The following is a 24507-nucleotide window of genomic DNA, read 5'->3' as shown; positions in this document are numbered from 1 at the left end:
GCCGTCCATGACAATCACCGCACGCCGACCTGAGTCCGGTCAGGACGCGGCAGCCGTAGTCCGTGACCTTCGCATGGTCCACAACTCAGGGCACACCAGGAACTTACAGTGGCGACTGGTGCAACTCGAGAACATCACCCGACTCGTCGACAACGAGGAAGCCGCAATCGCCGAGGCGTTGGAGGCAGATCTGGGGCGAAACGCGGTTGAGTGCTGGCTCGGCGAGATCGCCTCGACCAAGGGAGAAGCGGAGTATGCCCGGAAGAACCTGCGCCGCTGGATGCGACGCAAGCGCACTGGGCTGCCGCTGACCCTTCGTCCCGGCAATGCCTGGATCCAGTACGAGCCGTTGGGCGTCGTCTTGATCGTCGGACCGTGGAACTATCCCGTCTATCTGACGCTGGGCCCATTGGTGGCTGCTGTGGCGGCGGGCAATTGCGCGGTGATCAAGCCGTCCGAGCACGCGCCGAGGACATCCGCCCTCCTCGCGGAACTAATTCCCACATATCTGGATTCGTCCGCAGTGCGGGTCGTCGAAGGTGACGCCTCGGTGACCCAAGAACTTCTGGGTACCGGTGTCGATCACGTCCTGTTCACCGGCGGCACGGAGGTCGGCCGGCACATCATGGCGGGCGCCGCGCCGACCCTGACTCCCGTTACTCTCGAGTTGGGTGGCAAGAGCCCTGCTCTTGTGGCGTCGGATGCGGATCTCGGCGTCGTGGCACGCCGACTTCTCTGGGTCAAACTCATGAACTCGGGCCAGACCTGTATCGCTCCGGACTATGTGCTGGTCCAGCGCGAGGTTCGCGACGCGTTGGTCGAAAAGTTGAAGGCCGTCACCCAGGAGTTCCGGGTGGGCCAACGGCCGGCGATGCGGATTGTCAACGATCGTCAGTTCCGGAGGCTCGCCGGCTACCTCGAGGCAACCGAGGGTGAGATCGTCCTCGGCGGGGGGATTGACGAGTCTGCCCTGTCGATCGAGCCGACGATCGTCGTCGAGCCGTCTCTGGACGAACCGTTGATGCAGGAGGAGATCTTCGGTCCCATCCTGCCCATCATCGGTGTCGACTCACTCGAGGACGATGCAGTTCACCTGGTCAATTCCAGGTCGAAGCCGCTCGCGGTCTACGTGTTCACCAAGTCGAACAGACGAGCGCGCGCATTGATCGACCGCATGCCCGCCGGTGGTGCGGTCATCAATCACGTCGCGATGCATTGCATGGTCCCGAACCTCCCGTTCGGAGGTGTCGGCGCCAGTGGAATGGGTGCATACCACGGACGGTGGGGATTCGAGGCAATGAGCCACCGGAAGTCTGTCCTGTCGCAGTCGTTGTGGCCGGACCTGAAGTTCATGTATCCGCCCTACAGCGACAGGGCTCTCAAACTGTTCCGGCGGATGTTCTGAGTCGGACCGGGAGGCCACAGACAGAGATATGGAAGAGAGGAATCAACTGATGAGAATTAAAGTGGACTTTGGCAAGTGCACGGGTCTCGGGATCTGCGAGTCGATCGCTCCCGGGTACTTTGAGGTCAACGACGACGGCGATCTCGAAGTACTCAGGGATGAGGTCGACGACGATGATCTCGAGTTGCTCGAGCAGTCGGTAGCAGGTTGTCCGACGATCGCTCTCTCGATCGAGCGATGATCATCAACGGAAACGACCGGCTCGTGGTGGTCGGCGCTTCGCTCGCCGGACTACGGGCGGTCGAGGCGGCACGGAAGGCCGACTACCGAGGAACAATCACGCTCATCGGTGCCGAGGCAGAACTTCCTTACGACCGACCGCCCCTGTCGAAGGCGTTCCTCGAAGGCGACTCCGGGGAAGCGCCCGTCTTCTGTACCGAGGAGTACCTTCGGGATGAGCTGGGGGTGGATCTCCGACTGGGGGGTCCGGCCACGGCCCTCGACGTCGAGTCCAAATCGGTACACGTTGGTGATGATGAGGTGCCCTACGACTCCATCGTCATTGCGACAGGCTCGAGGCCCCGAACGCTCCCGGGGGCGTCGGATCTAGCAGGCGTACACGGCTTGCGGTCGCTGGCCGACGCACGAGCCATCCGTTCCGATCTACGTGAGGGCGCGCACGTGGTTATAGTCGGAGCTGGATTCATCGGCTCCGAAGTGGCGTCGTCGGCGAGGAAACGTGGGGCTCACGTGACGATAGTGGAGGCGCAGCCCGTCCCACTGTTCAGAGCCGTGGGACCGCTCGGCACGGCAGTCGCGCAACTGCATCGGCTCAACGGGACCACGTTGCTGTGCGGCGTCGGGGTCGAGGCGATCCGAGGCGAGGGTCGTGTCGCGGATGTGCTCCTCGACGACGGGCGGGTATTGCCGGCCGATCTGGTGGTGGTGGGCATCGGAGTCGAGCCGGCCACCGACTGGCTGGCCGGTTCCCAACTTCACCTCGAGAATGGGATCTCGTGCGACTCGACGCTCCACGCGGGGGCCGAGGGCGTCTACGCCGCCGGGGACGTTGTCCAATGGCTGAATGAGATGTACGGCAAGCGGCAGCGGATGGAAAACTGGACCGCCGCTGCCGAGCAGGGCGCCCATGCTGCTCGCAACGCTCTCAATCCGACGGACGCAAAGCCGTATTCGACGGTTCCGTACTTTTGGTCGGACTGGTACGGAAGTCGGATCCAGTACGTTGGTATCGCAGACGACGCCGATGACGTCGAGATTGTGGAGGGTATGCCGGAGGAGGGTGGGACCTGGATCGCCCTCTATCGGTCGGGTGAACGTCTTCGCGGTGCGCTGGCGATCAACGGTCAAGCCGACATCATGAAGTACCGCACAATGATCGCCAGGGGGAAATCTTGGTCTGATGCCAAGGATTTCGCGTCCACTCGTAGGGTGCGCAGACTGGAGCGCGTCGGCTAGTTCAGTGCGCGGTTCGGTGTGGACCGCGTCGCGTCACCACTGATCGACCGCGAATGCCTGGACGCGTACCAACGCAATGAATTGTGCGAGCGACCAATCCAGAGCCGAGGGATCGAGGTGCTGGTGACCTATCACAATACTCAGCGCCAATTCGGCAAGCCGAAGGGCAATGGGCTGAGAGAAGCCGAGATCCACCATGGTCTTCTCGATCAGTGCGAGGCGCAGCCGGTCCACTTCGGCTTGGACCGCTGCCACACGCGGGTCGGTGGAACTCCATGCCCGCATCGCCACTTCGGCGGTGTGGGGTACCCCGTGCGCGAACTCACGCATCCGCTCGAGCCGCGCCCTCGGATCGGCCAGTTTCTGCGCTTCTTCCATGATCGTTTCGGTCTGCTCGGAGAGCCAGTATGCAAGGAACTGGTCGACGAAGTCATTCCAGTCCTTGAACCAGTTGTAAAACGACCCTGAAGTGACACCGAGCGAGCGACACAGGTTGGTCAGACGAAGGCTACCGTGGCCCGACGCGGCGAGAATCGCTAGGGTTCCATCAAAGTAGTCCTGTCGGTTCACGATCGCCACCCGGGCACCTCCTCTTGGTAGGGACAACGAGTCCCTCGTCACGACAATCTTAACTTGGGTGAGCATGATCGGAAGCCACCTATCCGGATCATCCCGAATGAAAGTACGTGAAATGCCATGGCGTATCAATTGAATTGTCCGTGCGGGGAAATGATAATTGCCCGGGACGCAGCCTTCGTCGAATCCGTACGAGCTCACCTGACCAAGAATCATCCTGGACGTACCTACACCGAAAACGAAATAATGTTAATGGCAATGCCGGTTCCGGACCGAACTATTCGCACAGACGGCGACTAGACTAGTGGTATTTCTCGCAAATAATTCTGGTTTGATTCGCTAGAATCCGTACATGAGGAAGCCGGTCCTCGCTTTGAACCTTTCCGATGGGCAGCGCGTGTTGCTCGAATCGTTGGCGCGGTCACAGTCGGGTGCGCACCGGGAGATGGTGCGGGCCAAGGCGCTGTTGATGGCGTCTGAGGGCATGACCAACACGGCTATCGCTCAGACGTTATCGGTAGAGCCGGGTCGGTGGCGGGGTGCGGTTCGCCGAGCACGGCATGGCGCGGTTGGGTGGGTGCGCAAGGGTCGTGGTCGCAAGCCCTCGATCCCGCAGGAGAAGGTCGATGAGATCGTGGACCTGACGCAGAACTACCGTCCGAAAGGCGAGACTCATTTGGAGTTGCCGGACGATGGCCGAGGTGGTCGGTGTCTCCAAGGACACGGTCCAGCGCGTGTGGTTCGCCCGCGGACTCAAGCCGTATCGGGTCGAGACGTTCAAGCTGTTGAACGAGTGTGGCGTGTCGCTGCCGGTGAATAAGCGAGGTCTCCGGCATCTGGGTTCAGCGACCAAGCAAACACCCGAATATCTGAGATCTCGTGCCCTGCGCAGCGGTGCCGGGGCGGGCGGACTTGACCGACGCACGATGGGCGCGGTTGGCTCCGCTTCTGCCGCGAGACACGACGGCGGGTCGCCCCGTCGAAGTGGACGAAACGGCAGCTCATAGTCGGAATTCGGACAGGTAGCCCGTTCCGGGACGTCCCGTCCCGGAACGGGCTGTGGCAGAGGTCTACGGGTCGTTCTGGCGCTGGGAACGGGGGGTACGGCCGAAGATCCTGACAGCGTTGCAGGCTAGCCGATGCGGCGGGTGCGATCATACGGCTACCAAACGCTACGCCGATTCGCACGGCGCTGGAGGGACGCTGGCTGGGCTATCGAGGGAGCCACCGGCGCCTGGGCGCACCAATGACGAACCGAATGAGCGACGACGGCGTGGACGTGATCGACGTCCCCGCGAAGCTGGCCGCGCGGGTGCGATTGCTCTCCGCCGGTCACGGCCGTAAGAGCGATGACACCGACGCCGTGTCCGTGGGGTCGCCGCGTTAACCGGCCACGGGCTGACCACCGCCCGGATGGACGCCACTGTCACCGCGCTGCGCGCGAGCGTCGAGCACCGCGACGACCTGGTCAAGACACGCACCCAGACCGTCAACCGACTCCACGTCGTGCTCACCAACCTGATCCCCGCCGGCGCACCCCGGAGTCTGAGCGCCGACCGGGCCGCCGAGATGCTGCGGCGGGTCCGTCCCCGCGAGGTCGCCGGCAAGACCCTTTCGCGGTCTCGCTGTCGACCTCGTCGCCGAGGTGCGGCAACTGGATCACCGGATCGCTAAGGCCGCCAGCGACATCAAGGCGGCGGTCGTCGACTCCGGCAGCTCATTGACCGAGCTGTGCGGGATCGCAACGCTGACCGCGGGCAAGATCATCGCTCGCGTCGGCTCGGTCCATCGGTCCATCGGTTCCGGTCGCCGGCCGCATTGGCGAGCTACACCGGCACCGCGCCCATCGACGCGTCCTCCGGCGACGTCGTCCGGCATCGGCTCTCCCGCGCCGGAGATCGGCAACTGAACTGCTGCCTGCACACCATGGCGATCACCCAGATCGGTCGAGACACGCCCGGCCGCGCGTACTACCAACGGTAGCGAGCCGCCGGAAAAGAGTTACAAGGAAGCGTTGCGCTGCTTGAAGAGGCGGCTCTCGGACGTCGTCTATCGACAACTTTTTCGCGACTCCGGAGCGGAGCCCTGCGGCGGGCCGGGGAGGACACTCGGGGGGCGACTCTCATGTCCTGCGCGGCCGGGCTGACACTCCGCACCGGCGCTTCGGATAAGTCACTTCCCGAACCCACCGCAGGCGACTCTACAACCCGAACCGAGTCGGCGACTCGACATAGAGAGGCGCCACTGCGCTCGGGCCCGTGAGTTTGCGGACCCACTCGAGCACCTCGGGGTGGGAGGGCGTCAACAGCGTCCTGAACACCTCTCCCGTCTGCCCATCGATCGCCGCCGCGACGACCGAAGGGGCATGCACATCCAACCCAACACTCGTACGTTCACAAAACACCGTGGCCTCCTCACACATGTCGGAAAGGCCGAGCACGGAAAACGATGCTCGGTAACCGACGAGGTTCCGTGAGCGAGGTCCCGGCCAGCAACTACCCCTAGCCGCGAGTAGCCGCTATATACGGTCTAAACCGGCTGGACCGGATCCCCGGTTACACGTCACTCGGTCTACGGACCGTCAATCCGGAGGAGTCCGAAAAGTGCGCAAATGACAGTTGCCCGGAGTTGCGGTCGCGTTGTGTCGTGCGAGCCGGAGACGGCGCAGGCGCTCAGTCGGCGCGGAGTTCGCTGCGAATCTCGCGCTTTAGAACTTTCCCTGACTGGTTCCTGGGGATGGCCGCCAGCCTCAGCTCGCGGGGAAGCTTGTAGTCCGCGATCAGCCTCGAGCAGTGCTCACGCAGCTCCTCGATTGTCAGGCCTTCTCCGGGGTTGAGGGTGACCACGGCGACGACGGTCTCTCCGTACACCTCATGGGGTCGACCGACGACCGCGCAGTCCGCGACCGCCGGGTGACTCGCGACCGCCAACTCGACCTCGGCGGAGTAGACGTTGCGACCGCCGCTGATGATCAAGTCTTTCAGCCGGTCGACGATGGTGATTCCGCCGTCGGCGTCGAAACGTGCGAGATCTCCGGTGTGCAGCCAGCCGTCCCGCAATGTTTCAGCGGTCGCCGCGGGGTTGTTCCAGTAGCCCTTCATGACGGACTCGCCCCGCAGGAGCACCTCCCCGACTTCGCCGGCTGCAACGTCGATTCCGTCCTGGTCCACGATTTTGATCGCCATCATCGGGGCTGCCCGGTACGCGGTGACGTCGGGGCGAGCGACCACCTCTTCCGGGCGCGAGAAGAGTCCGTTCGGTCCTGCCTCGGTCTGGCCGTAGAACGAGTAGATGCGTGCGTGCGGGATCTCCTTTTGGATGCGAGCCGCAACATCGGCCGGCATCGGGGCTGCGCCGTAGAATCCGGTTGTCCAGGAGCTGAGGTCGAGTTGGAGTTTCTTCTGAGCATCGAGCATCAGCTGGTACATCGTGGGTACCCCGAAAAAGGCGGTGACACGCTCGCATGCGATCGTTTCGACAACGACCTCGGGATCGAACTGCTTCAAGATCACGTGCTTGGCGCCGAGCGTGACACCGGTGAGCAACATCAGGTTCAGCTGCCCGGAGTGGTACAGCGGGGCGACATGCAGGAGGCACGATCCGTCGTTGATACCCGCCGAGCCCATGCAGACACTGATACCCGCCCAGATTAGTCGGTGGTGGTCCATCAGCACGCCCTTTGCCAGACCTGTAGTTCCGGACGTGTACACGATCAATGCGTCGTCGTTCTCATCGACGACCACGTCGAGGGAATCGGACGACAATGCCGCACTCTCGGTCAGTGCGTCAATCCCGTGATCTGCCGGTCCCAACGTGAGGTGAGTCAGGGACGCGCGATCGGCCAAGCCCACCAGCGCCTCGTGGACCAGCGGGGAGTGCGCAGGTTCGCTCACGATGACCTTCGCTCCCGAGTCGGCCACGATGTGGATGATCTCCGGCGGAGCGGATCGAGGATTGACCGGGACGACTATCGCACCGAGACGGCTGGCGGCGTAGAGGGACAGAACGAACTCGATGCTGTTGCTGCTGACCAGGGCACAGCGGTCGCCCCTCCCCAGCCCACGCGCCGCGAACGCTCGGGCGAGGCGGTTGACCGCCGAATCCAGCTCCCGGTACGAGAGGCGCCGCTCCTCGAAGAGCAGTGCGGGTGCATCCGGAACACGCTGAGCTGTGAAGGCGAGTGAACTGCCGATGGTTGCCATGTGTTCTTCTCCGCTGTATGCCGTAGGTTCTTGTGAGATTCAGATCACCCTATCCATGATTAACCATATATGAAACAGCCTGTTCGATCAGGGGACTAATCCACCGCCAGTAGCTATTCATTTGAGAGATCCGCCCTGCTACTCTTCATAGTGAACCTAATGAGCGTTAACCTAGGAGTGAGAGTGTCCAAGTACACCGAAATCACCGCATCCATCGCGAACGGCGTCGGCACCATCGCCTTCAGTCGCTTCGACCGGCGCAATGCGTTGAGTCTCGAACTCTTCGCTGATCTGAGCGACTGCCTCGACGGATGGCGTGACAACGACGACGTCGCCTGTGTGGTCATCACCGGTGGTGAAGATGTCTTCTGCGCTGGATTGGATCTGAAACTCCAGTCGATGTTCACCAACAAGGAGCGCCGCGACGCCTACTCCAAGGCATGTCTGCGCGCCTATGGCACTCTGCTCGACTATGCCAAGCCGACCATCGCCGCCGTCGGTGGACCCGCACTCGGTGGTGGCTGCGACATCGCAGTCTTCTGCGACATCCGCATCGGTGCCGAGAATGTGGTGATGGGCTTCCCCCAGATCAAGATGGGACTGACCCCGTACTTCTCTCCACTCTGGAAGATCGTCGGACTGAGCCAGGCGAAGCTGCTCACCCTGTCCGGAGACAGGGTCGATGCGCACGAGGCCGCCCGCATCGGCCTACTCGACAGACTCGTGCCCACCGGAACTGTTGTTGCCGAGGCGACACGGCTTGCATCCTCGATCGCCGAGACAACGACCGAGTCGGCAGCCAACAACAAGGAGATGATGCTCCGATCGCCGGCCATGGATCCGATCAGCGCACTGACCTACGAAACCCTCGCCTACCGCGAGGTCATCTGGCACGACAGCGTCGTCGACCGTATCGGTAACGCGTACAAGAAGCTCGGCAAGTAGAAGGCGCACCCACGCGAATGTGTGGGGACACTGTTAGCTGAAGGGAAGATCATGAGTGAGACCGTAGAGTTTCTCCGGGACTTTGGTTCCCGGTGGGCCGATGCGTGGAACTCCCACGACACCGACCGGGTGTTGGAGTTGATTCATCCGGATATTCGTTGGGACGACACGGTCTTCTGGCCCAGGATCATCGAAGGGCGCGACGAACTTCGGGAGTACACGGACATGATCTGGAAGGTCATGCCCGACGTCGAGTTCGAGGAAGTGCAGTTCTTTACCGCGCCGGACGACGGCCGGGCTCTCTTCCTGTTTCTGCAGCGTGCCACCGCGCCGGCCAAGTTCGACAGCGACCGACGGTCGGAGACCTTCGGGTGCGACATCTTCCTCGGATTCAAGGACGGACTGCTGTCCAGCTACCTCGCCCAGTACGAGTTGTCCGAGATGATGCGACAATACGGGGCACTCCCGCCCCGTGGTGAGCGCATAGGAGGGCAGTACCTTCTCTCGCTCCTGGGGCAGGGCGACTGGCGAGCCGAAGGATAGTGCGAAGACGCCACAACCGAGGCGGCACTGTCGATCTGGTTCTCGAACCATTGACAGGGCCGCCTCGGCATCGTGGATACCGATCGTGTCAGATCCGCAGAATCCTGCGTTGTTCTACGACCCCACGGGCACGACCAGGTCCACCGCGATGTTCGCGAGGATTGTCACGAAATCGCTGTGCACGTGAGCCTTTGTGGATCCCGAAAGGTCGTTGATGACACTCAGCGCGCACGATGCCATGGCGTTCGCCTCGGAATCCTTGAGCGCGGTGACCTCGCCGACGAGACTCACCCACGAGTGGAAGTAGTCCTGATGCGACCGCTCCACCCATCGCCGTTCATTGTCGGGAAGATTCGGAATCTCATCCGTGTAGATCACGAACAGTGCCCGGTTACTCGTCGCCATCTGGGCATACCGATGAACCCACAGACTGAAGATCTCGCACGGATCTGACGATTCGGCGAACACGAGCGCACGATCGAACTCGATCCAGCCGACAGCACGCCGCATCAGTGTTTCGAGAATCTCTATCTTGGTTTCGAAGTGAGAGTAGACACTCGGCCCCGATATCCCCACTGCACCACCGATGTCGGTCACTCCCACTGCGTCGTAGCCACGCTGGGCGAAGAGGTCCGCGGCGGATGCGAGGATCTGCTCCCTGCGGGACACTCGTGGCTGGAACGGCTGAAGAATTGGCATACGTCCACGTGGCGGCCGATCGGTGCGGTATCCCACCGTGCTGACATTCGCCGCGGCGGCTGCGATATTTCGGACCAACGCGGTGCCCGTACTCTTCTGGGGATACTCGGCAGGCGCCGCCATGCATGCGATGACCGCGCGTGCTCGGACGTCCAGCTCGTCGCGGCTTGCTGCTGGTTGTTCAGTCGCCAGTATCTCCCGAATGGCGAGGCGAATCTCCCTCAGCTGTCGACGCACCTCGGCCTGAGCTGTCTCGTCGAGGTTTCGCAGATCGCGGTGGATGAGAATCCACAGATCCCTGTGCTCGATTGCTGCCTCGGTCAGATCGGCGAGCGACTCGTGGAATGATACCTGGGCAGCGTTTGCCTGTGCAATCGCCTCCAGGACCTCGCTCAGTCCCCACGAAAGGGCGGCGTGAAGAATCTCTGACTTGCCCGAAAAGTGCTTGTAGAGGGCCGGCGCCGTGATGCCGACCTCCGTTGCAAGCTCTTTGAGCGAGACCTGCTGGTAGCCACGCCTTCTGAACAGCGAGGCAGCCCCCCGAACGATCTGGCGTTGCCGACTCTGACTATTGATGTGCACCTCCCTGCCAACCCGATAAGTATAGAGTGCACCGCAGGACAGAGCATTCCTACTGGAGCCGCGCACCGATTTCGACAGCGATATCGTTTACCTCGCGTAGCCAGAAATTCTGGATCTTCCCTGACGCGATCGTGGGGATTCCGTCGACGACATGCCACTCTGCGGGGAACTTCGACTTCGCGAGCCTGAGGTCCGGTGAGATTCTCGAGATAACTTCTCAAGGCCCTCCCAGTTCGCTCCGACCACGAGGCTGAGCCACACGCCGACTCCCTCACCGAACCGCTCGTCCGGGACGGCGGTTACCGCGGCCGAGGTGTATCGGGATGGGCGAGCATGGCGGTCTCGATGTCCTGGGTCGAGAACTTCTCGCCACCACGGTGTATGATGTCGTTCGATCGATCGGTCACTCCTCACCCCCGTCGACCGCCCGCCCGATATATCCCGGATAGAACCAACCGGCCTCGTCGACCTGTGCAGTGGTGACAGCCTTGTCCGTGTAGCCGTCGAACAACTATGGTCCTCGAATGGGAGCTCGCCAACCTGGCTGGACGGCAGTGGGTTTCGGCTGGTATCGACCGCCTCGATCTCTATCTGCGGCGCCCGCGACGACGTGATCGATGCGTCCGAACTCTTCAGCGGCCGAATCGGACACCGCTCGGACTGCCTCCTCGCGGACGTCCGCCTCGACCGCGACTACGTGGGCACCGGTCTGTCGCAGCGACTATGTAGCACGGTCGAGTTTGGCGGGGGTGCGTCCGCAGATCACGAGATTAGAGCCGCCCGCGCCGAATGTCTGCGGCCGTTGCCGGGTTGATGCCGGATCCTTCACCGGTGATGACGGTGGTGGTTTGGTCATCACCGTCGGCGGCAAACATGTCGGTCAAGTCCACTGGACACCCTCCCGGTCTTGCTCATCGGCCGCGGACGTGGGCAAGGCACGTGGCGGTACCGTCGTGTGCGTCGGTGGTGCGGATGACACAGAGGGAGCCGGTGTCGGTGGCCGTCGTGGAGGTGACTGCAGCGTGCGCGGGGCCCACCCGGGTCGGGCGCAAGAACCTGATGGTCAGGGATTCCGGCTGCGTGATCCCGGCTCGGCCCGCGGCGTCGAGTGCGAGATGGCCGAGTACGGCACCGTGGAAGAGCCCCCACGGATTCGTGGTGGCTTCGGTAAGTGGAAGCCGAGCAGATGGCAGATCCTGGCCTGGAACCGGTTCGGTGCAGTACAGATCCCGGGCCGACTTATGGGTCCACTCAGGTCTGCTCGGCACCGTCACCTCGCCGGGAAGCATGTCCACGAACGGCATCCGGTCTCTGATCGGTACGAGAGCATGGTTGATCGACGCTATGGCAAGTGTGCGGTCGTTACCGTCGGTGACGGTCACCTCTGCCAATCCCAGGCGCCCCCCGATGTGGGTGGGCGTGCCCTCGGCACGAAGTTCCCGTGCGACGGGTCCGGGAAAGAGGGAGATGGACATGTCTACGGTGAGGGTCCATCTCGGCAGCGCCGGGTACCCGGCGGAAAGGCCGGCGGCCATGTCGATCGCCATCAGGAGTGCCACTGGGTGGACTCCCATATGGTCATCGTCGAGGCGTTTGTCCATCGGCACGCTGATGGTCACTGTCTCGTCGGTGCCTCGTTCGACATGCATCCCCAGGTAGCCCGATATCCAGTCGTTTTCCACTTCGGTTCCTGTCATGGTTGTCGTGTTGCCGGGTAACGAATCTCAGAGGCCCAACGACTTTCCGATGATCTCTTTCATGATCTCGGTCGTCCCTCCGTAGATGGTTTGGATGCGGGCGTCGACGAACGAACGGCTGATCGGGTACTCCTTCATGTATCCGTATCCACCGTGAAGCTGCAGGCATCGGTCGGCTACTCGCACCTGGAGCTCGGATGCCCACCATTTGGCCTTGGCGGCCTGGACGGCGGTGAGCTGCTTGCGCGAGTGTAGATCGACGCAGTGGTCGACGAATACCCGCGCGATCTCGACCTCGGTTGTCAGCTCTGCCAGGAGGAACCGGCTGTTCTGGAAGGATCCGATCGGCTTGCCGAAGGCCTTGCGTTCCTGGACGTAGTCGAGTGTTCGAGCGAGGATGCCCTCGGACGCGGCGACTGCAGTCACCGCCAGCGACAGTCGCTCCTGCGGCAGATTTCGCATGAGCAGGTAGAAGCCCTCGCCCTCCTCGCCGAGTCGATTGCTCACGGGCACAATGACGTCGGAGAAGCTGAGTTCACTCGTGTCCTGGCCGTGCAGTCCGAGCTTGTCGAGGTTTCGCCCCTTCTCGAAACCCGGGGTGCCGGCCTCGACGACCAGCAGGGTCAGGCCCTTGTGGGTGTCGTCGCTGGTGCGGGCGGCGACAACGACGAGGTCGCAGTTCTGTCCGTTGGAAATGAATGTCTTGGCGCCGTTGAGGACGTAGTGGTCGCCGTCGCGGACGGCTCGGGTGCGGATACCGGCCAGGTCGCTGCCGGTGCCGGGCTCGGTCATCGCGATCGCCCCGATGAGAGTTCCCGCGGTCAGGCCGGGGAGCCAACGAGACTTCTGCTCGTCGTTGGTCAGATCGAGCAGGTATGGGCCGACGACATCGTTCTGAAGGGCGATTCCCAGCCCGGCGGAGGCGAGACCTGCTCGGGCGAACTCCTCGTTGACGATGGCATTGAAACGGAAGTCGTCGATTCCGGCGCCGCCGTAGGACTCGGGCGTCGGAAACAGCAGCATGCCGGTCTCGCCCGCCGCGCTGAACATCTCCCGATCGACGACCTTGGCGGCTTCCCAGCGGTCGAAGTTCGGCTCGACGACGGTCTTGATGAACCCCGCGACGGTCTCGCGGAACTGCTCATGTTCGGGCTCGTAGACCGTCCGTGACGAGGGCGAGGTGGTAGTCACTGTTGTTCTCCTGATTCGGCTGAGGCACGTGTAAAGGCTGGGGGAGGGGTCGTTCAGGGGGCCGGGTGCGTGGGCAGCGACCGGATGCAGGCGGCCTGCCCGGCTGCTGCGATGTGGAGGCTGAGGGCCTCGTCATTCGTGTCGACCGCGGCTTTGACGTGTGCGACGGCGGTGCGGGAAAGGGCTGCCACCCTGAGAGCGTATTCTGCTACCGCAGAGCATAATTCGGGTTCGGATACCGACAGCAGCGCGATTCCGAGTTCGTGTGCACGGTCTCCCGAGAACTCGCGGGCTGTCAGGATCAGATCCAGCGCACGCTGGGATCCGACGAGCCGCCGCAAGCTATGGGTGGCCCCGAGGTCGGGGATCATTCCCTTCGTCGCTTCGAGGAGCCCGAGACGGCAGTCGTTGGCAGTGATTCGGATGTCGCATGCCAGCGCGAGTTGGAGGCCGGCGCCCAGCGCGACGCCGTGGAGCTGAGCGATCGTCAAGAACGGTGCGCGTCGTAGTTCGACGACGGCATGTTGTGCCACTGCGATCGCGGGCAGCATCGGGTCCGGGTCGCCGACTGGATGTTCGGCGAGAGTCCGAATGAACCCGCCCGGGCGTGTGAACTCGTCCAGGTCGATGCCCGAGCTGAACGAACGACCTCGACCACGGAGAATGACGACACTAACCTCGGGATCCGCGCTGAGCAGGGCCGCGGCCTGACTCAATTCTTTCCACATGGTCAGGTTCTGGGCGTTGTGCCGGTGCGGGCGGTTGAGGACGAGGTGACGAACCGGCCCTTCGCCGAGCATGTCCACTGTGGTGAACGGCTCGGCGGGGGTGGGTCGATTCTGGGAAGTCTGGGGCATGGGGCGGTCCATTCAGCAGCGCCTGTACACAAATTTCGTACACGGTGTTCGATAAGTAATCGTACATCGTGTTCGGGTTTTGTGGTAGTGGCTCAATTAGTGTCCGCTCTGTTCCCGCGGCGGCACCCGCAGGGCGGGCGCCGCCCTGCGGTTCGCCGGTGGTGCCGGTCAGCGATTTGGGGCGTAGAGCGTATTCCAGATGATGTCGGTCAGTGCCCGGGTGTGGCGGGTGATCGCCGATTTCGGTGCGACCCGAATCTGTTGGTAGAGCCCCCGTTCCAACATCCACACCAGCCATCCGGCGGTCGGCTCGGGATCGATTTCCTTCCTGACGAATCCCAGCTCCTGCCCTCTCGAGATGTGCGTGGCAAGCTCGACATGTCCGGCTTCGAGGAGTCGATGGAATTCGTCTCTGACGGCTGGATCGGAGGTCGAGGCCTCGGCCAGTGCGGCCAGGAGCTTCTCTCGGCGGAGGTACGTCTTCACCAGCGCCGACAGGATCTTGTAGAGCTCGTCCCTGGGTACCTCGTCGTTGAGATCCATCCACGCCCGGGCGGCGGTGATGATGTCGGTTACCACGCCCTCGCCGAGGGCGCGAAGCAGATGCCCCAGATCGTCGAAATGCGCGTAGAACGTCGACCGCGCGATACCTGCCCGGGAGATGACCTGCTCGACACTGATCGCAGCGAACGGAACACCCTCCGTCAGCAATGATTCTGCGGCCTCGATCACGCGACCGATGGTGGCCGCACGTTGCCGCTCACGTCCCGGGGTATTGGCTGAGGAGGTTTTCCGCGTTGGCATGCCGATCACTCTATCGGCGACGGTGGCGCCCGTTGCCGCACTGTGCGCGCTCACGCGAAGCGCGGACGCACCTGTCGCAGGAACGCCGACACCCCCTCACGGCCATCGGGCGAGGCGGCCAGGTGCGCGATCGACTCGGCCTCGCGTTCAAGCTGGTCCCGGAGCCCGGCGTTCTGTCCCCCGCGGGCGAGTTGCTTGGTCGCCGCTGCAGCGGGTGCCGACCCGGTGCTGAGCTTGCGCGCGATCGCCCATGCCGTATCGACCACCTGGTCGTCGTCCACGAGCCGGGACAGCAGGCCGATCTCGTATGCACGCGCACCATCGATCGGGGTATTGGTGAGCAGCAGGTCGAGTGCCCGCGGAAGTCCGACCAGGCGGGGAAGGGACCAGCTCATCCCCCCGTCGGGGGAGAATCCGATGCCCGCATATGCGGTGACGAACCGCGTGGACGGCCCTCCGATGATGATGTCTGATGCACAGGCAATGCTCATGCCGGCCCCTGCCGCCCATCCCTCGACGGCGGCGACTACCGGGACCGGGGCGGTGGTCAGCGCCGAGATGAAGTCGTGGAAGCAGTCCGCAAGGTCGCGGACGAACAGTCCTGGAGCGTCCGCATCGGCGAATGCCTTGACGTCGCCGCCATTGCAGAACGTGCCCTGAGCGCCGGTCACCACCACGGCTCTGATGGGGCCGTTCGCCCCCGTGTGATCCCGCAACTTCCGGGTCGCATCCTCGATGTGTTCACGGGACAGGCTGTGCGCTCGATCGGGGTCACTGATCACGCAGTGCAGAATCCCGTCGCTGACGGGACGTTGTGGATGCTCGTGCATGGGGGCTCCTTCGGGTGTGATGTCGGCAGCTCGGTGTTGACCGAACAGTGTGTTCGATTTTACTGTAGGCTGCGGAACACAACCTGATCATTCGACTAAGGCAGTGGCTGCGCGCCCTCGAGGCTCGACTTCACCTGCTGCACTGGTCATCTGCCCGAGGGTCTGGGCGTCGCATCGAACTGGAGGCACGATGGTGTCGCAAGAAGCATTCATCTACGAGGCGATCCGCACGCCTCGCGGCAGGGGCAGGAACGGGTCGCTGAACAGCGTCAAGCCTGTCGACCTGGTCGTCGGTCTGATCGAGGAGGTCAAGGACCGCTTTCCCGATCTGGATCCCGCCCGGATCGACGACATCGTCCTCGGTGTGGTCTCGCCGGTCGGGGATCAGGGCGGCGACATCGCCCGTGCGGCGGCGCTGGTGGCGGGTCTGCCGGTGACGGTTGCGGGTGTGCAGATCAACCGGTTCTGCGCGTCCGGGTTGGAGGCCACCAATCTGGCGGCACAAAAGGTGCGCTCCGGATTCGAGGAACTCGTCCTCGCCGGCGGGGTGGAATCGATGTCGCGTCTGCCGCTCGGTGCCGACGGGGGAGCGTTGTTCAACGACCCGACCACCAATTACGACCTCTACTTCGTCCCGCAGGGGGTCGGCGCCGATCTGATCGCAACGATCGAGGGCTTCAGCCGTGACGACGTGGATGCCTACGCGGCCAGGTCGCAGGATCGTGCCGAGAATGCATGGAAGAATGGCTATTTCGCGCGCTCCGTGGTTCCGGTCACGGACTTCAACGGTGTGACGGTGCTCGATCAGGACGAGCACCGCCGGCCGGGTACCACGGTCGAGACCCTCGCCAGTTTGAAGCCGAGCTTCGCCGCCCTCGGCGAGGCCGGTGGTTTCGACGCGGTCGCCATGCAGAAGTACACCCAGGTCGAGAAGATCAACCACGTTCACCACGGTGGCAACAGCTCCGGCATCGTCGACGGCGCCGCGCTCGTTCTGCTCGGCAGTGAGAGGGCGGGCCGACACTTCGGGCTCACCCCGCGCGGACGCGTCGTCGCGACCGCGGTGACCGGCGCCGACCCCACGATCATGCTCACCGGCCCGACACCCGCCGCGCGCAAGGCCCTCGACCTCGCCGGCCTGACCGTCGACGACATCGACCTCTACGAGCTGAACGAGGCATTCGCGTCGGTCGTGTTGAAGTTCCAGAAGGACCTCAACATCCCGGACGAGAAGCTCAATGTCAACGGCGGCGCCATCGCCATGGGGCACCCGCTCGGGGCGACCGGCGCGATGCTCGTGGGCACCGTCCTCGACGAGCTCGAACGGCGCAGCCAGCGTCGCGGCCTGATCACCCTGTGCGTCGGCGGCGGTATGGGCATCGCCACCATCATCGAGCGTCTCTGAGAAAGCGCGGACACACCATGAGCGACATCACCACCATCACCTGGGAACAGGACACCGACAACATCGTCGTACTCACCCTCGACGATCCGGATCAGTCGGCCAACACCATGAACGCCGCGTATGTCGAGTCGATGAACGGCACCGTCGACCGGCTCGAAGCCGAACGCGACACCATCACCGGCGTCGTGATCAGATCCGCCAAGAAGACCTTCTTCGCGGGCGGTGACCTCAACGACCTGATCACGGCGGACGCCTCCGATGCGGCCAGGCTCACCGAGTTCACCAACGGGCTGAAGAAGCAGCTCCGCCGTCTCGAAACCCTCGGCAAGCCGGTGGTCGCGGCGATCAACGGCGCAGCATTGGGCGGCGGCCTGGAGATCGCCCTGGCCTGCCACCACCGCATCGCCGTCGACGATCGCACCGTGGTGGTCGGACTGCCCGAGGTCACACTCGGTCTTCTGCCCGGCGCCGGCGGAATCGTGCGCACCGTGCGATTGCTCGGCATCCAGAAGGCGCTGACCGGTCTGCTGCTCAACGGTGCCCGGCACAACGCCCGTCAAGCCCTCGACCTCGGTGTCGTCGACGAGCTCGTCGACACGGCGGACGCGCTCCTTCCCGCGGCGAAGGCGTGGATTCTCGCGAACACCGAGAACGTTGGACAGCCGTGGGACGCAAAAGGCTACAAGGTTCCAGGTGGGACCGCAGCGGCACCGGCGTTCGCCGCGAACCTCCCGGCGATCCCGGCGAACCTGCGCCGCCAGCTCAAGGGCTCCCCGCTGCAGGCGCCGCGCGCCATCCTCGCCGCAGCCGTCGAGGGCGCCGACCTGAGCTTCGCATCCGCCTCGGAGATCGAGACCCGCTATTTCGTGCACCTGCTGACCGGGCAGGTGGCCAAGAACATGATCAAGGCCAACTTCTTCGACATGCAGACCATCAACTCCGGCACCAGCCGACCGGAGGGGATCGACCGGTACGTCACCCAGAAGGTCGGCGTGATCGGTGCGGGCATGATGGGGGCCGGGATCGCCTACGTGGCAGCGAAGGCCGGCATCGAGGTCGTCCTGAAGGACATGACCATCGACGCAGCAGAACGTGGCAAGGCGTACGCCGAGAAGATCGAAGCGAAGGCTCTGTCGAAGGGAAAGACGACCGCGGAGAAGTCGCAGGCGTTGCTCGACCGGATCACCCCGACCGCCGACGCCGCCGACTTCACCGGCGTAGACCTGGTGATCGAGGCGGTCTTCGAGAGCGTCCAGCTCAAGCAACAGGTGTTCCATGAAGTCGAGAACATCACCCTGCCGAACGCCGTCCTCGGGTCCAACACCTCCACCTTGCCGATCACCGCGCTCGCCCAGGGAGTGGAGCGGCAGGACAACTTCATCGGTATCCACTTCTTCTCCCCGGTCGACAAGATGCCGCTGGTGGAGATCATCACCGGAGCGAACACGTCCGACGAGACGCTGGCGAAGGTGTTCGACTTCACGCTGCAGATCCGCAAGACACCAATCGTCGTCAACGACAGCCGCGGATTCTTCACCAGCCGTGTGATCATGACGTTCACCGACGAGGCCGCCGCCGCAGTCGGAGAGGGCGTCGACCCGGCCACCGTGGAACAGGCCGCACTGCAAGCCGGCTACCCGGCCGGCCCCCTGCAACTGATGGACGAACTCACCCTCTCTCTGGTCCAGAAGCTGCGCCTCGAGACCCGCGCGGCGGTCGAAGCCGACGGTGACACCTGGATCGAGCACGGCAGCGAGAAGGTCATCGACATCATGGTCGACGACTTCGAGCGCAAGGGCCGCTCGACCGGCGCCGGCTTCTACGACTACGACGATGCCGGCAAACGCGTCGGAATCTCGCCCATGCTGCGCGAGCGATTTACCCAGGCCGACACCGACATCCCCTTCACGGACCTGCAGGAACGGATGCTCTTCGCCGAAGCGTTGGAAACCATCCGCTGCTTCGACGAAGGCGTACTCAACTCCGTCGCCGACGCCAACGTCGGATCGATTCTCGGTATCGGATTTCCGGTCTGGACCGGCGGTGTCATCCAGTACGTCAACCAGTATGCCGGCGGTTTGGCCGGATTCGTCGCGCGTGCACGGGAACTCGCCGAGAACTATGGGCCGCGGTTCGAGCCCCCGCAGTCGGTGGTCGACAAGGCCGCACGCGGCGAAATCTACGAATAGGAGCTTCTCGCAATGCTGAAAACCTCGTTCACCGACCTGCTCGGAATCGAGCACCCCATCGTTCAGGGCGGCATGCAATGGGTGGGCCGCGCCGAACTCGCCGCCGCGGTCTCCGACGCCGGCGGTCTGGGCATGATCACCGCCCTGACCCAGCCGACCCCGGCAGATCTGTACAGGGAGATCGAGCGGGCGAGAACTCTGACGGACAAGCCGTTCGGTGTCAATCTCACCATCCTTCCGTCGATTACCCCGCCCCCGTACGACGAGTACCGGCGGGTCATCTTCGACGCCGGGATCACCGTCGTCGAAACCGCCGGCTCCAATCCCGAACCCCATATGGAGGAATTCAAGAGCAACGGTGTCAAGGTCATCCACAAGTGCACCAGCGTCCGGCACGCCGTCAAGGCGGAGAAGGTCGGTGTGGATGCGGTCAGCATCGACGGTTTCGAATGCGCCGGCCACCCCGGTGAGGACGACATTCCGGGGCTGGTGCTGATCCCGGCGGCAACCCGCAAGCTCACCATTCCCGTCATCGCCTCGGGCGGGTTCGCCAACGGTCAAGGTCTGGCGGCCGCCCTCGTTCTGGGTGCCGATGGGATCAACATGGGAACCCGGTTCATGTGCACCGTCGAATCGCCGATCCACCCGAAGATCAAGGAAAACATCGTCGCGGCGGGGGAGCGGGACACCGAGCTGATCTTCCGGCCGCTGCGTAACACCGCCCGGGTCGCCAAGAACACCGTCAGCACCAAGGTCGTCGAGATCCTCGACAACGGCGGCGAGTTCCCCGACGTCAGGGACCTTGTCGCCGGGGCCCGCGGACGCACCGTCTACGAGCTCGGTGACCCTGATGCCGGGATCTGGACGGTGGGCATGGTGCAGGGCCTGATCGACGACATCCCCACCGCCGGTGACTTGGTGACCCGAATCGTCCGAGAGGCAGAGGACTCGCTGCGGGCCGCGTCAGCCCGCTTTGCGTGATGGGGGTTCACCGCTTCCCTCACAATTGGCTACGTATTGTTCGACGGAGCTGAATCCTGAGTGCATCGGATTCGCCTTTCGGTAATGCCCTAAAAGGCGAATCCGACCGGGGCTGAGATCCGTTCGAACACATTCAATCGTGCCCGGGCGCGGCTAGGTAGCTAAACCTGGCTAAGCCGCTCTTAGACCGTATGTAGTGACTACTCGCGGCTAGGGGTAGTTGCTGGCCGGGACCTCGCTCACGCAACCTCATGGGTTACCGAGCGTCGTTTTCCGTGCTCGGCCTTTACGACATGTGTGAGGAGGCCCCGGTGTGTTGTGAGCGTACGAGTGTTGGGTTGGATGTGTATGCCCGTTCGGTCGTCGCGGCGGCGATCGATGGGCAGACAGGTGAGGTGTTCAGTGCGCGGTTGACGCCCTCGCACCCCGAGGTGCTCGAGTGGGTCCGCAAACTGCCGGGCTCGAGCGCAGTGGTGTGTGAGGCCGGACCGACCGGGTTCTGCTTGGCTCGCGCGCTGAGGCGGCGGGGTGGCGCTGTGAGGTGGCGGCGTCGTCGAAGCTGCACCGCCCCGGCGATCGGATCAAGACCGACGCGCGAGATGCTCTGCACCTGGCTCGGTTGCTCCGGTTGGACGAGGTGGTGTCGGTCCGGGTCCCGACCCCCGCGGGGGGAATCCGCCCGCGATCTGGTCCGCGCCCGAGAGGCCGCGCGTCAGGATCTGATGCGGTCGCGCATCGGGTGCCGAAGCTGTGGCTGCGGAACGGGATCGTCTATTCCGGCGGCAAGGCGTGGACAGAGTTGCACGATCGGTGGCTGCGCCAGCTGCGGTTCGACCAGGCGCCGACCCAGCCGGCCTCCGACGACGCCTACAGACGGTGGCACTGGCCACCGCCCGCCGTGGCCGACTGGCCGTCTACGAAATGGGCTTCCGGATGAATGCGGTACTACCCGGTCCGGTCCAGACACCGATCCTCGCCGACTTCCGCGAGTCCATGGGCCGCAACACGATCGATGGCCTCGAGGAGATGCTCGGCCGGCACGCGATGCCGGAGGACGTCGCCGACGTAGTGCTATTTCTCGCATCCGACGCTGCCCGCTGGGTCAATGGCGAGACGATCACGGTCGATGGTGGGACCGGTGGCGCAGTCCTGTCCGGCAGCGTCCCGATGCCCGAGTTCTGAGCCGGTGGCCATGACAACGAACATCGACCAGGCGCCGCCGAACCTCACCGATCTCCTCACCGCAATGCGACGGGTACACGCGTCGGGGCGTACGAAGAGCATCGGGTGGCGCCTACGACAGCTCGATGGCATCGGACGACTAGTTGTACTGACCACGGACGTTGGTGACGGCGTGGCGAGGTGACACAGAGAAGACCTCCGAGTGAAGTGCGAGCTGTCTAGGAACGCATCGCTCACTCAGGAGGTCTTCGTGGTCCACCGTAATGCCCCGTTGTCCGAAACGGGTCGCCTGCGCCTTGCTCAATGTGTCGTTGATGATGGGTGGCCGCTGCGGCGGGCTGCCGAACGGTTCCAGGTCGCGGTCACCACCGCAGCACGCTGGAGCGCTCGTTACCGCGCCGAGGGGCCGGCCGGGATGGCCGATCGCAGCTCACGGCCACATCGCAGCCCGAACCAGACCCCGACGCGCACCGAGCGGCGCATCATCAAGGTCCGTGTCATCCGCCGCTGGGGTCCAGTCCGGGTCGCGTATCTGCTGGGTCTGAATGTTTCGACAGTGCACAAGGTCCTGAGCCGGTACGGGTTGGCTCGACTGCGGTGGCTCGACCGCCCGACTGGACGGGTGATCCGTCGCATGCACTCACCGCACTGCGGCGATCTCGTTCATGTCGATGCCAAGAAACTGGGCAAGATCCCCGCCGGCGGCGGATGGCGGAAGGTCGGTCGCTCGGCAGGCAGCCGCAATGCCCGGGCCGACAAAAGCGGCGGCGAGGTCGACAAGTACTACCGTCCGGTCCGCGGCTACCACTTCCTGCACACCGCGATCGACGCCCGCTCACGGTTGGCCTACTCCGAATTGTTGGGCGACGAACGCAAAGCCACCGCCGCCGCGTTCTGGCTACGCGCCAACGCGTGGTTCACCGAGCACGGCATCACGGTCGAAAAGGTGTTGACCGACAACGGTTCCTGCTACCGATCACACGCGTTCCGAGACGCACTCGGTGAGATCAAGCATCGCCGAACCCGCCCCTACCGACCCCAAACCAACGGCAAAGTCGAACGCTTCCATCGCACCCTGGCCGACGAATGGGCCTACGCCCGCCTCTACACCAGCGACCGCGAACGCTGCGACGAGTTCCCGCGATGGCTGCACACCTACAATTACCACCGAGGCCACACCGCACTCGGCGGCCAACCACCCGCCACCCGCGTACCCAACCTCTCAGGTCAGTACAGCATAGTCACCGAACGTGAAGACGAGATCGCAGCTGCCTTGGCGGAGGATCTCGGCCGAGGCGCAGTGGAGGCGTGGCTTGGAGACCTCACCTCCACCGAGGGGAGAGTTGAATTACGCGCGGAAGCATCTACGACGATGGATGAAACCCGAGAAGCGCCGGCTGCCGCTGAATCAATTGCCGGGCTCGGCGTGGGTTCAATACGAGCCGCTCGGTGTCGTGCTCGTGGTCGGTCCATGGAACTACCCACATCGGCCCTGCTGGCACGGCTGATTCCCACGTACCTCGACCCCGAAGCGGTCGTAGTTGCGGAGGGCGATGGACAGACCACACAGGATCTGCTGGCACTGGGTTTCGATCATGCGTTTTCCCGGGCGGCACCGAGATTGGCCGAAAGATCATGGCCACTGCAGCACCGACCCTTACCCCGGTCACTCTCGAACTGGGCGGCAAGAGCCCGGCCATCGCCGCCGACGCCGACCTCGACGTCGTGGCACGGCGTATCGCCTGGGTCAAGCTGCTCAACTCGGGACAAACCTGCATCTCACCCGACTACGTACTCGTCGACGCATCCGTGCGGGACGAGTTCGTCGACAAGTTGGCCTCGACGATCAAGGCATTCCAGGCGGGCCGTTCCGGCGGCATGAGAATCGTCAATGAACGACAATTCGATCGGCTCGAGGGCTACCTCACCGCGACGAAGGGAACTATCGTCACCGGTGGAGGCGCTGACCGGGAAAAGTTGACCATGGAACCCGACGGTCATCGCCGAGCCGGACCCCGAAGAACCCAGCATGGCGGATGAGATATTCGGGCCGATACTTCCGGTGATCTCGTTCCAAACAGCTCAAGCCGTGGGAACTCACCCTCGGCGGGATGAAGAAGCCCGTCGACCTTTCGGCTGGGGTCGCCTGCACGCCACCAAGTGCCCCACAATTGCTCCGTCCTCATCACGCGACTACTACTCCTAATCTTCACAGTTGCGTGTGGGTCCCTCATGTAGCGGGTCGAGGTGATCGGCCAGCAGCTGATCGGCCTGGTGTTCCACGCCGACGAGGACGTCGGTGATGTTGGCCGTCCAGGCGGGGCGTCGGCACGAGCACGAACTCCTGCCCTGAAGAAGTCCTGCCCTGGAGGGAAACCCTGCCCTGGAGGGAAACCCTGCCCCGAAAGAACCCCGGCCCAGGGGAAACGGGCCGGGGTTCGATGACGGTGAAGGATTTCGAGCGGAGGGTCAGTTGCTGCCCGGCCCGCTTCTCGTCGTCGCCACAGTGGTGGCAGGGCGGATTTTGCGGCTTTCGGGCCGCTCCACGCGCCGGCCGGTTGCGAAGAAATTGCGGGCGGGGCAGCAACGCCCTCGGGAAGTGAGTTCACGCTAGGGCATCACCGTCCTTTCGACTCCGTGTTCCCTTCTCGTCGAGCGGGTTATCATCCGCGCGGAGGGGAGCGTTGCGTCGCGTCGACTTCCGCTCCCGTAGTCTGCGCAGCCAGTTCCGTTCGCGTAGAGGGGACTCGGCCTGCAGAGGGAACGCGCTCGGCGCGGATCGCGACTCGTACCAGCGACACCACGGCGCGTGGCGTCAGCGCCTCGGCGAGAAGTCGATCGGAGTCGGCGATCGACAGGTCGTAGTCGATATCGCACCATCGGCGTTCGCTGCACAGCATTGCGTCGACCTCCGGAAACCCTCGTTGCTGACAGGTTACCTAC

Annotated in this window: 24 protein-coding genes and 4 pseudogenes; 18 read left to right on the top strand and 10 right to left on the bottom strand. The window is 63.8% G+C overall.

What is annotated here, in order from left to right:
• The first annotated feature begins 7 nt into the window (after nt 1–7).
• Genes JQT59_RS34455 through JQT59_RS34445 form a run of 3 tightly spaced genes read left to right on the top strand, consistent with a single transcriptional unit; the run spans nt 8 to nt 2881 of the window.
• Nucleotides 8–1405 (top strand): aldehyde dehydrogenase family protein, encoded by a 1398-nt coding sequence (locus JQT59_RS34455; RefSeq protein WP_213574078.1) that lies wholly within the window; start codon nt 8–10, stop codon nt 1403–1405.
• Between the two features lie 49 nt (nt 1406–1454).
• Nucleotides 1455–1646: a ferredoxin gene (locus JQT59_RS34450; protein ID WP_213574076.1), complete on the top strand. Its 192-nt coding sequence runs from the start codon at nt 1455–1457 to the stop codon at nt 1644–1646.
• Nucleotides 1643–2881 carry an NAD(P)/FAD-dependent oxidoreductase gene (locus tag JQT59_RS34445; RefSeq protein ID WP_213574074.1) on the top strand — a complete coding sequence of 413 codons (1239 nt, stop codon included), beginning with the start codon at nt 1643–1645 and terminating at the stop codon, nt 2879–2881. Before JQT59_RS34450 ends, JQT59_RS34445 begins: the two co-directional genes overlap by 4 nt.
• Nucleotides 2882–2914: 33 nt before the next feature.
• Here the strand turns inward: JQT59_RS34445 and JQT59_RS34440 are convergent, their stop codons facing one another.
• A complete protein-coding gene (locus tag JQT59_RS34440; protein WP_213574072.1) occupies nt 2915–3673 on the bottom strand; it encodes a TetR/AcrR family transcriptional regulator in 759 nt (252 codons plus the stop codon).
• Between the two features lie 136 nt (nt 3674–3809).
• On the opposite strand from JQT59_RS34440, the pseudogene JQT59_RS34435 reads away from it, so the two are divergent.
• The 5 genes and pseudogenes from JQT59_RS34435 to JQT59_RS38555 all read left to right on the top strand — a co-directional run.
• Nucleotides 3810–4251, top strand: a pseudogene (locus JQT59_RS34435) (helix-turn-helix domain-containing protein); the annotation flags it as partial.
• Nucleotides 4252–4715: 464 nt separating this feature from the next.
• Nucleotides 4716–4844 (top strand): hypothetical protein, encoded by a 129-nt coding sequence (locus JQT59_RS37845; RefSeq protein ID WP_283254037.1) that lies wholly within the window; start codon nt 4716–4718, stop codon nt 4842–4844.
• Nucleotides 4845–4870: 26 nt separating this feature from the next.
• Nucleotides 4871–5131 carry an IS110 family transposase gene (locus JQT59_RS37440; RefSeq protein ID WP_249354028.1) on the top strand — a complete coding sequence of 87 codons (261 nt, stop codon included), beginning with the start codon at nt 4871–4873 and terminating at the stop codon, nt 5129–5131.
• Nucleotides 5103–5366 (top strand): hypothetical protein, encoded by a 264-nt coding sequence (locus JQT59_RS38560; RefSeq protein WP_502939896.1) that lies wholly within the window; start codon nt 5103–5105, stop codon nt 5364–5366. The genes JQT59_RS37440 and JQT59_RS38560 overlap by 29 nt, the downstream gene beginning before the upstream one ends.
• The gene (locus JQT59_RS38555; protein WP_502939890.1) at nt 5303–5440 is read left to right on the top strand and encodes a transposase; all 138 of its coding nucleotides are present in this window, start codon (nt 5303–5305) and stop codon (nt 5438–5440) included. Before JQT59_RS38560 ends, JQT59_RS38555 begins: the two co-directional genes overlap by 64 nt.
• 220 nt (nt 5441–5660) lie before the next feature.
• Here JQT59_RS38555 and JQT59_RS38550 read toward each other — a convergent pair.
• A pseudogene (locus tag JQT59_RS38550) lies at nt 5661–5861 on the bottom strand (IS110 family RNA-guided transposase); the annotation flags it as partial.
• Nucleotides 5862–6129: 268 nt separating this feature from the next.
• On the bottom strand, nt 6130–7659 hold the full coding sequence (locus JQT59_RS34425; protein WP_213574070.1) for a class I adenylate-forming enzyme family protein: 1530 nt from the start codon (nt 7657–7659) through the stop codon (nt 6130–6132).
• A gap of 183 nt (nt 7660–7842) precedes the next feature.
• On the opposite strand from JQT59_RS34425, the gene JQT59_RS34420 reads away from it, so the two are divergent.
• Complete coding sequence (locus JQT59_RS34420; protein WP_213574068.1) at nt 7843–8604, top strand: enoyl-CoA hydratase/isomerase family protein; 762 nt, start codon at nt 7843–7845, stop codon at nt 8602–8604.
• A gap of 51 nt (nt 8605–8655) precedes the next feature.
• On the top strand, nt 8656–9147 hold the full coding sequence (locus JQT59_RS34415) for a nuclear transport factor 2 family protein (protein WP_213574066.1): 492 nt from the start codon (nt 8656–8658) through the stop codon (nt 9145–9147).
• A 114-nt stretch (nt 9148–9261) separates the two neighbouring features.
• Here JQT59_RS34415 and JQT59_RS34410 read toward each other — a convergent pair whose 3' ends face one another.
• From JQT59_RS34410 to JQT59_RS34385, 6 genes are all read right to left on the bottom strand, one after another.
• Nucleotides 9262–10428 carry a TetR/AcrR family transcriptional regulator gene (locus JQT59_RS34410; RefSeq protein WP_213574064.1) on the bottom strand — a complete coding sequence of 389 codons (1167 nt, stop codon included), beginning with the start codon at nt 10426–10428 and terminating at the stop codon, nt 9262–9264.
• 911 nt (nt 10429–11339) lie between these two features.
• Nucleotides 11340–12125 carry a PaaI family thioesterase gene (locus tag JQT59_RS34405; RefSeq protein ID WP_213574062.1) on the bottom strand — a complete coding sequence of 262 codons (786 nt, stop codon included), beginning with the start codon at nt 12123–12125 and terminating at the stop codon, nt 11340–11342.
• Nucleotides 12126–12152: 27 nt separating this feature from the next.
• Nucleotides 12153–13316, bottom strand: a complete 1164-nt coding sequence (locus tag JQT59_RS34400) for an acyl-CoA dehydrogenase family protein (protein ID WP_213574060.1) — start codon at nt 13314–13316, stop codon at nt 12153–12155.
• A 53-nt stretch (nt 13317–13369) separates the two neighbouring features.
• A complete protein-coding gene (locus JQT59_RS34395) occupies nt 13370–14173 on the bottom strand; it encodes an enoyl-CoA hydratase/isomerase family protein (RefSeq protein ID WP_213574058.1) in 804 nt (267 codons plus the stop codon).
• A 168-nt stretch (nt 14174–14341) separates the two neighbouring features.
• Complete coding sequence (locus JQT59_RS34390) at nt 14342–14977, bottom strand: TetR/AcrR family transcriptional regulator (protein WP_213574056.1); 636 nt, start codon at nt 14975–14977, stop codon at nt 14342–14344.
• Nucleotides 14978–15027: 50 nt separating this feature from the next.
• On the bottom strand, nt 15028–15807 hold the full coding sequence (locus tag JQT59_RS34385) for an enoyl-CoA hydratase/isomerase family protein (protein ID WP_213574054.1): 780 nt from the start codon (nt 15805–15807) through the stop codon (nt 15028–15030).
• Between the two features lie 193 nt (nt 15808–16000).
• Between JQT59_RS34385 and JQT59_RS34380 the strand changes: the two genes are divergently transcribed.
• The 8 genes and pseudogenes from JQT59_RS34380 (at nt 16001) to JQT59_RS38530 (ending at nt 23770) form a co-directional block, all read left to right on the top strand.
• On the top strand, nt 16001–17212 hold the full coding sequence (locus JQT59_RS34380; protein ID WP_213578331.1) for an acetyl-CoA C-acetyltransferase: 1212 nt from the start codon (nt 16001–16003) through the stop codon (nt 17210–17212).
• A 17-nt stretch (nt 17213–17229) separates the two neighbouring features.
• Entirely contained in the window at nt 17230–19401 is a 2172-nt protein-coding gene (locus tag JQT59_RS34375) for a 3-hydroxyacyl-CoA dehydrogenase NAD-binding domain-containing protein (RefSeq protein WP_213574052.1), read from the top strand.
• 12 nt (nt 19402–19413) lie between these two features.
• Nucleotides 19414–20382: an NAD(P)H-dependent flavin oxidoreductase gene (locus tag JQT59_RS34370; RefSeq protein ID WP_213574050.1), complete on the top strand. Its 969-nt coding sequence runs from the start codon at nt 19414–19416 to the stop codon at nt 20380–20382.
• A 311-nt stretch (nt 20383–20693) separates the two neighbouring features.
• Nucleotides 20694–21253, top strand: a pseudogene (locus JQT59_RS38545) (IS110 family transposase); the annotation flags it as partial.
• 5 nt (nt 21254–21258) lie between these two features.
• Nucleotides 21259–21564 (top strand): SDR family oxidoreductase, encoded by a 306-nt coding sequence (locus JQT59_RS38540; protein WP_502939766.1) that lies wholly within the window; start codon nt 21259–21261, stop codon nt 21562–21564.
• 250 nt (nt 21565–21814) lie between these two features.
• Nucleotides 21815–22801 (top strand): annotated as a pseudogene (locus JQT59_RS34360) (IS481 family transposase); the annotation flags it as partial.
• Between the two features lie 398 nt (nt 22802–23199).
• Nucleotides 23200–23604, top strand: a complete 405-nt coding sequence (locus JQT59_RS38535; RefSeq protein ID WP_502939764.1) for an aldehyde dehydrogenase family protein — start codon at nt 23200–23202, stop codon at nt 23602–23604.
• On the top strand, nt 23594–23770 hold the full coding sequence (locus tag JQT59_RS38530) for a hypothetical protein (protein ID WP_502939762.1): 177 nt from the start codon (nt 23594–23596) through the stop codon (nt 23768–23770). Before JQT59_RS38535 ends, JQT59_RS38530 begins: the two co-directional genes overlap by 11 nt.
• Nucleotides 23771–24227: 457 nt before the next feature.
• On the opposite strand, the gene JQT59_RS34350 is transcribed toward JQT59_RS38530, so the two are convergent.
• Nucleotides 24228–24464 carry a hypothetical protein gene (locus JQT59_RS34350; RefSeq protein ID WP_213574048.1) on the bottom strand — a complete coding sequence of 79 codons (237 nt, stop codon included), beginning with the start codon at nt 24462–24464 and terminating at the stop codon, nt 24228–24230.
• Nucleotides 24465–24507: the final 43 nt, after the last annotated feature.

It is taken from the genome of Rhodococcus sp. USK13, assembly GCF_018343855.1.
In the GTDB taxonomy this organism is placed as follows: Bacteria; Actinomycetota; Actinomycetes; order Mycobacteriales; family Mycobacteriaceae; genus Rhodococcus_F; species Rhodococcus_F oxybenzonivorans.
This window is presented reverse-complemented; position numbering and strand designations above follow the sequence as displayed.